This is a genomic window from Anaerobiospirillum sp. NML120448 (assembly GCF_023050945.1).
GTDB lineage: Bacteria > Pseudomonadota > Gammaproteobacteria > Enterobacterales > Succinivibrionaceae > Anaerobiospirillum.
In genome coordinates this window covers 78664-85033 of the sequence record NZ_JALKIM010000009.1, presented here as the reverse complement: position 1 = coordinate 85033, position 6370 = coordinate 78664, and the positions used below count along the sequence as shown (strand labels likewise).

General features: G+C 39.5%; 4 protein-coding genes. All 4 read right to left on the bottom strand.

The features are described from left to right. Positions 1-98: 98 nt before the first annotated feature. A complete protein-coding gene (locus MXE38_RS03105) occupies positions 99-869 on the bottom strand; it encodes an MFS transporter (protein WP_246911188.1) in 771 nt (256 codons plus the stop codon). A gap of 614 nt (positions 870-1483) precedes the next feature. Then, positions 1484-2032 carry an alpha-glucosidase C-terminal domain-containing protein gene (locus MXE38_RS03100; protein ID WP_246911186.1) on the bottom strand — a complete coding sequence of 183 codons (549 nt, stop codon included), beginning with the start codon at positions 2030-2032 and terminating at the stop codon, positions 1484-1486. A gap of 84 nt (positions 2033-2116) precedes the next feature. Beyond that, positions 2117-3157 carry an alpha-amylase family glycosyl hydrolase gene (locus MXE38_RS03095; RefSeq protein ID WP_246911184.1) on the bottom strand — a complete coding sequence of 347 codons (1041 nt, stop codon included), beginning with the start codon at positions 3155-3157 and terminating at the stop codon, positions 2117-2119. A 901-nt stretch (positions 3158-4058) separates the two neighbouring features. Further along, complete coding sequence (locus MXE38_RS03090) at positions 4059-6365, bottom strand: AraC family transcriptional regulator (RefSeq protein WP_246911178.1); 2307 nt, start codon at positions 6363-6365, stop codon at positions 4059-4061. Between the last annotated feature and the right edge of the window lie 5 nt (positions 6366-6370).

Here is a 6370-nt window from a genome sequence, read left to right as displayed (position 1 = left end):
AAAAAAGAATCTAATGAATCTATTGACTCATTAATTTTAGGTGCAACATAAGGCTCGGATTTAGGCATTCTAGCTCCTTGATTACGGTTATACTAAAATTATACAAAATTCATCTCCCCAAGTTGCGTTAAATAAAGCCAATATTTGTTGTGAAAAATCTCTTTAATATCGCTTAAAGTTTTCTTTAAAGAGGTCTTAGGTGCTGGCGGCTCAACAATACGCTCTTGGCAGAAGATAAAGGTAATAAAGAAGCTCAAGCAGGCAATTGCACCTAAAATGGCAAAGGTGATAGACCAAGCAAATTGATCGTTGCCAAAAAACTCAACCATTGGCAGAGCTACAAGCATGGATAAAGTGTAGCCAGTTGTAGAAAAAATCATACGATAGATCGTAATGATAGAGCGTTGATAACTATCAGAGGTAATGGCTGTAGTAAGAGCGCCATAAGGAAGATTGATGGCTGTGTAAACTACAGTAATAGCAAAGTTGTAGGAGAAGAAAATATAAACGTACTTAAAGGTTTCGCCCATACCTGATGGCACAGAGAACATTGCCACCATAGCAATAAAGAAAGGTACGATCATGCGCAAAATCCAAACACGAGTTTTGCCATAAGGGCTATTAGTGCGCTCAACTAACCAGCCGACAAAAAGGTCTGAAAAGCCATCTAAAAATCGAGAAAAGAACATGATAGTAGCAACTATCGCAATGTTTACACCTACAAATTCAGTGTAATAGTAGAGTAAGAGAGCTGCTGCTGGTGCCCACATGATATTAGAGGCAAAATCACCTAAGCCATAGGCAAACTTCTCACTAAATCCCAAATTTTGATTCTTATTGGGGTTGTTGGCAAAAATCGGAAAAAGCATATTAACTCCTAAAGAGTAATTGGTCTAAACCTCTTAACCAAAGTTTTTCTAAAGAAGACGGTTAGGGTTTAGACACTATCAAATAGTTGCTTAATCACTAGAGTAATATGACAGAAGAGATGAGATATCAAAGACAAACAGCTAATCTACTAGAGGGCTAGGATAAAAAGCCTTTATCAGATAAATCTGGAATCTCTTTAGTACATAATTATCTTAAACAATTAATACAACTGCATACACACATAGCAAGAGTTAGTTTTTCTAATTATCTCCCTATGTCTATTTAAAAAAACTGTAAAAACGTGCGAAAAATAACATGCAACTTTGCATCAAATAGTTGCATTTTTATTCCAAAATTTACAAAAACTATCCATTTTAATGCACTAGTAGGAGCTAGTATAGAGAGCTGTTTGGGCAAATAGGTTAACTTTGATGATCTGGAGTCTCATTGGTCTTGCCAAGCACTTGCCTAGTGCTCGCCTGTGGGGTTGGTCACTTATGATTACAAAAAATAAAAAGAGGCCTTGTGGGTAAACAAGGCCTCTTGAGGTGTGTGCTCAAATGAGCTTTAGTTGTGTAGGCAGAAATATTGCCTTTTGGTGTTTAAACCTTAATTAAAGCAATACGATGACAGCAGTGCCTTCTGGAACAATCACTTGCTTGTTCTCGATGGTAGCCTTATCGGAGCATAATAAGATTTGGCTGTTCTCGTTAACGTCAAACTTAACTGGAGCAGCACCAAAGTTTGCAACTACCATTAAGGTGTGCTCTTTGCCCTTACGTAAGTAAGCGATGGTGTGGTCGTTTGGATCCTCTAAGGCAACAAACTCACCATAAGTAAAGGCCTCAATGTACTTAGGATCTTTACGTAACTTGATTAAGGTCTTGTAGTAGTTAAGTACAGAGTTAGGATCCTTTTGCTCAGAGGCTACGTTAACAGTCTTGTAGTCCTGGTTAACCTTCATCCATGGCTTAACAGTTGAGAAGCCAGCGTACTCGCTATCATCCCATAGCATTGGAACACGGCCATGGTCACGGGCTTGATCATTTAAGACCTGCATAGTAACGGTCTCAGATAAGCCTTGCTCTTGACACATCTGGTATTGATCCTTGCTCTGGCAATCATCTAACTCATCGATGTTGTCAAACTTGGTGTTAAGCATACCAAGCTCTTGGCCCTGGAATACGAAAGGAACGCCCTTTAAGGTGAGGTTTACAGTACCTAAGGCCTTAGCACCCTTGGCGTTTTACCACATAAGTGGTAAGTAGGTAGAAACACCACGTGGCTCATCATGGTTCTCGATAACTGGAGCTAAGAAGCCAATATCACCAGCAGTCTTTTGAGCCTCAAAAATTACCTTACGGTATTGGGCTACGCTTAACTTCTCAAAGCCATAGAAGCAGAAGTGCTTGGTTAAAGCTTCACGAGCGGAGAAATCAAAGATGGAGCTAAATACACCATCATCGCCAATAAAGTCTTTTACGTTGTCCTTAGAAATACCAAATACTTCACCTACGGAGAACTTATCGTTAGGGTGGAAGGTACGGCTATTCATTTCACGTAAGAAGTTTAAGGCAACATCAACGTTTTGGCTGTTCATAACGCCGCAGGAGCACATGCCATCGCCTACGCTATCAGGAGTGTACATAGGATAGGTAGGATCTTTACCGATACACATAATGGCATCAACACGGAAGCCAGCAATACCCATGTCCACTAACCACCAGTTCATCATCTCATAGATCTTCTCACGAAGTTTTGGATTGAACCAATCGAGATCTGGTTGCTTCTTGTGGAAGAAGTGGCAGTAGTAAAGGTTGTCTTGGCCTGGAACCTTATCCCATACGCTGCCGCCGAAGCAAGCACGTAAGTTGTTTGGCTCTTTGCCATCCTTGCCTTCACGGAAAATAAAGTAAGAGGCTTCTTCACAAGTTGGATCAGCACTAGCCTTCTTAAACCACTCGTGCTCATCAGAGCAGTGGTTTACAACTAAGTCCATGATAATGCCGATACCGTACTTATCAGCCTCAGCCTTTAACTTCTTGAAGTCTTCTAAGGAACCGAAGATAGGGTCGATATCTTGGTAGTCAGCAATATCATAGCCCTGATCTGCAAAAGGTGACTTATAAATAGGAGAGATCCATAAGAGCTCAATACCTAAGTCAGCTAAATAAGGGATCTTTTCAATAATACCTGGTAAATCACCAAAACCATCACCATTGGTATCTTTGAAGCTCTTTGGATAAATTTGATAGGCTACTTTGCCATGCCACCACTTGGTTTGCATATTCTTCTCCAACAATTACATAAAAACAAACACAATTAGACAATAGCTGACTCTAACACACACACGTAATGACTTAATTAGTGTTAATCAGTCTAATGTAAAAGTACAACTATAAAATCATACACATGACTTTAGTCTTGCTTATTAAAGGTTAAAAACTTGCTTAGATTAACCTATAGCGAAAACTAAATCAGATTCTGAATAAAATAAACTTTTAGGAAATAATTAAGAGTAAAAGCCGATGTAGTGAACATTTACCCCCGTTCCTACAAGAGCAATTATAGAGAGCTAATAGGATAATCTGTTATGACTTTTTGGCTAAAAAGCACACTAGATTAACCATGAGTTATTAAGGGGCGGCAATATTAGTGACCTCTATCACAAAACAACCGTAGTTTGCCTCATTAAAACTTTTGCCTATTAATTTTTTTCTACCAATAGCCCAGGTGCTAAGTCTTCATAAGATGGCCTTGGATGCCAGTAGTGGAGAGCTTGCTGCTAAGTTTAGGTAATTGCGGGTAGAGTCTGTATTCTGGCTAGTGTGGTTACCTTCCATAGTCTCCACCAAAGGTGCTCCGACTCCATAAGATAGTAATGGATGCCATCAGTAGATTACTTGCTGTTAAGTTTAGGTAATGGAGGGTAGAGTCTGTATTCTTGCTAGTGCGGTTGCCATCCATGGTCTACATCCATGGTGCTCCGTCTTCATAAGATAGTAATGGATGCCATCAGTAGAGTACTTGCTGTTAAGTTTAGGTAATGTAGGGTAGAGCCTGTATTCTGGCTAGTGCGGTTGCTTGATTTTTTATTTGGTGGCTCTTGCTTAAGGGGCTATTGGGGAGTTTGGGAGAGAATCAATAAAAAGCCCCAGAGTTTGGAACAATGGGGCTAAAGATTGGGGTTAAAGGCCAAAAGGATCGTTCTTTTTGCGTTCTAATTCGGCAATTTTGTCACGAATTTCTGATGGAGTTTTGGCCTTGGCTTTAGTGGTGTCAGCCTTTAAATTAGGCTTATTGTTAATAGCTGAGGCTGACTTTTCAAGGTTAGACTCTTGCTCAATAATGCTCTTACTCTTGCGCTTGTTAATTTTAGAGCGCAAATTGCCCTGATCATCAAACCAAAATTCTTCTTCGATCTGATTATCTTGATCGCTAAGTTTAGAGTTAATTGGTTGTTTAGTCTTTTTAGCAATAGCCGCAGCTGCTAAAGATGGTGATTGCGCATCACTATCCTTGAAGTTTTTTAAGTTGCTCTTAGAGCTAGCTGATTTAGCTGAGGCTTTATTCTTACTCAGTCTATCAAGATTTAAGCGCTCTTGTAGGGCAAAAACTGTTTTTTTAGCAGTCGAGTTTTCACGACTAGCTATGTTAGCGTTCTTGCTATCGCTGCTTGGGCTGCCCTTAATCTTATGAGGGGCAATTTTGCTATTCAAGCCGTTAGGATACAAAGCTCTGGTATCATCAATTTCATAAAGACCTGAGTCGCTATTATTAATTGACTGGTTAGTAGCAAATTCACGCTCTAAGCTAGTGCTGTTAGCCTCTTCAATTTCATCGTCGTCAAAGAGATCTTCCTCATTATCAAGGGCATCTAAATGAGAAATGCTATGCATTTTGAGTGCTCTATGGATCTCATCTCGAGTTTTGAAATGAGATTGTACTTGATAGCTATCAACTGGTGGTTCCTCAGTATCTGCATCAGTTTCATAGTCATCTTCATAGAACTCAATATTGCTGTGGACAAAAGAACCACCAATATTAGAGCGGCTGCTATGTAAGTCGTATTCATCCTCATCTTCAAATAAGAAGGATGTGTCGTGAGTTGGAGTAGCACTGTTATGGTTATTAGCACTAGTACTAGTACTGAAAGTATCAGTAGTGGTAGCCAAAACTTCATCTTGATTAAAAGAGACTTCTTGGTCTTTTAGGTACTGGGTGTCTTCAGCTTTGTAATTAGCACTCTTTTGCTTAAAGGTAATAGTACCTTGATCAGTATGGTGCTCATGGTTGTGCTTAATAGAAGGAGCTGTTTTGTTGACATTCATATCACTGTTAAAAGCAGCAGAGGTATGGTCAATATCAATAGGGCTTAAAGTTGGATTATGGTCAACGTTATTATCGGTGTTGTCTTTAGCCATAGCTAAGTTCTCCTCTATATAGTGCTTGCGATATCTTAGAGGAGTGACACCAAACTTGCTCTTAAAGCTTTTAAAGAAATAGCCTGTATTTTCAAAGCCATTTTCAAAAGCAATATCGGAAATAGGTCTAGTAGTAAGCTCAATGTCCTTAGCAGCTCTACGTAGGCGCAGATCTCCTAAGTACTCAGTAAAGGACATGCCTGTTACTTTCTTAAAATAGCGGCAGAAATATTGATCGGTTACACCAAGACGTAAAGAAGCATCCCTAATGGTCATTGGGCCTGCAAAGTGGGAATCAATATAATTTAAGAGATCCTTGAGCTTATCCTGCTTAGATGGCAGAACATTTTTGCTGGCCTCTTTACGGTTTAATAAACCATACTCATGATAGAGGGCAATAATTTCCAAGAGCTTAGCTTTAATCAATAAGCGATGAGAAGCATTCTTGGTAGCGCCATGACGAGCACAATAACGGTAGAGCTTATCAATACGACTAAAAGCAGGGTGCTCAGGCGTAATGATAGGTGGAATAGGAATATTTGATGAAAGTAGAGCATCAAACAATTCTGATTGCACTTCATCATAATGAGACATGACCAACATCTTGGGATCAAAGACAATGGCACTTTCTTCACAATGAGATGGCAAGTCAAAAGTATGCATAATATTGCCTGGTAGCAGTAAAAAAGCATCGTTTTCTACTACTAAATCATGCATATCAACTGAGATCTTAAACCTTCCTTTAGAGAATCTTACTAACTCAACCTCTTTGTGCCAATGTAGGGTCACACGTGATGGAAAGTTCTGTGGTTCCCAAATATAAGCAGCAAAAGGAAAGACAGAGGTACCATGTTTGATGTTTTCATTAAGGTCTTTGCGTGGCTGAGTGTGAGTTGCTTTGCCTGAACCTATAGGATGCACCGCAAGACCATTATTGGCTCTATTATTTAATAAACTATCACTGTTTTCAAAAATTCTGCCTGGTGCCAGAGCTGAATTAAGCTGTTGATTGGAGCCAGTGGTATTAGCAGCATCTTGATTTAAAGTCTGAGCAAGAGATTCGTCTTTCATAATAA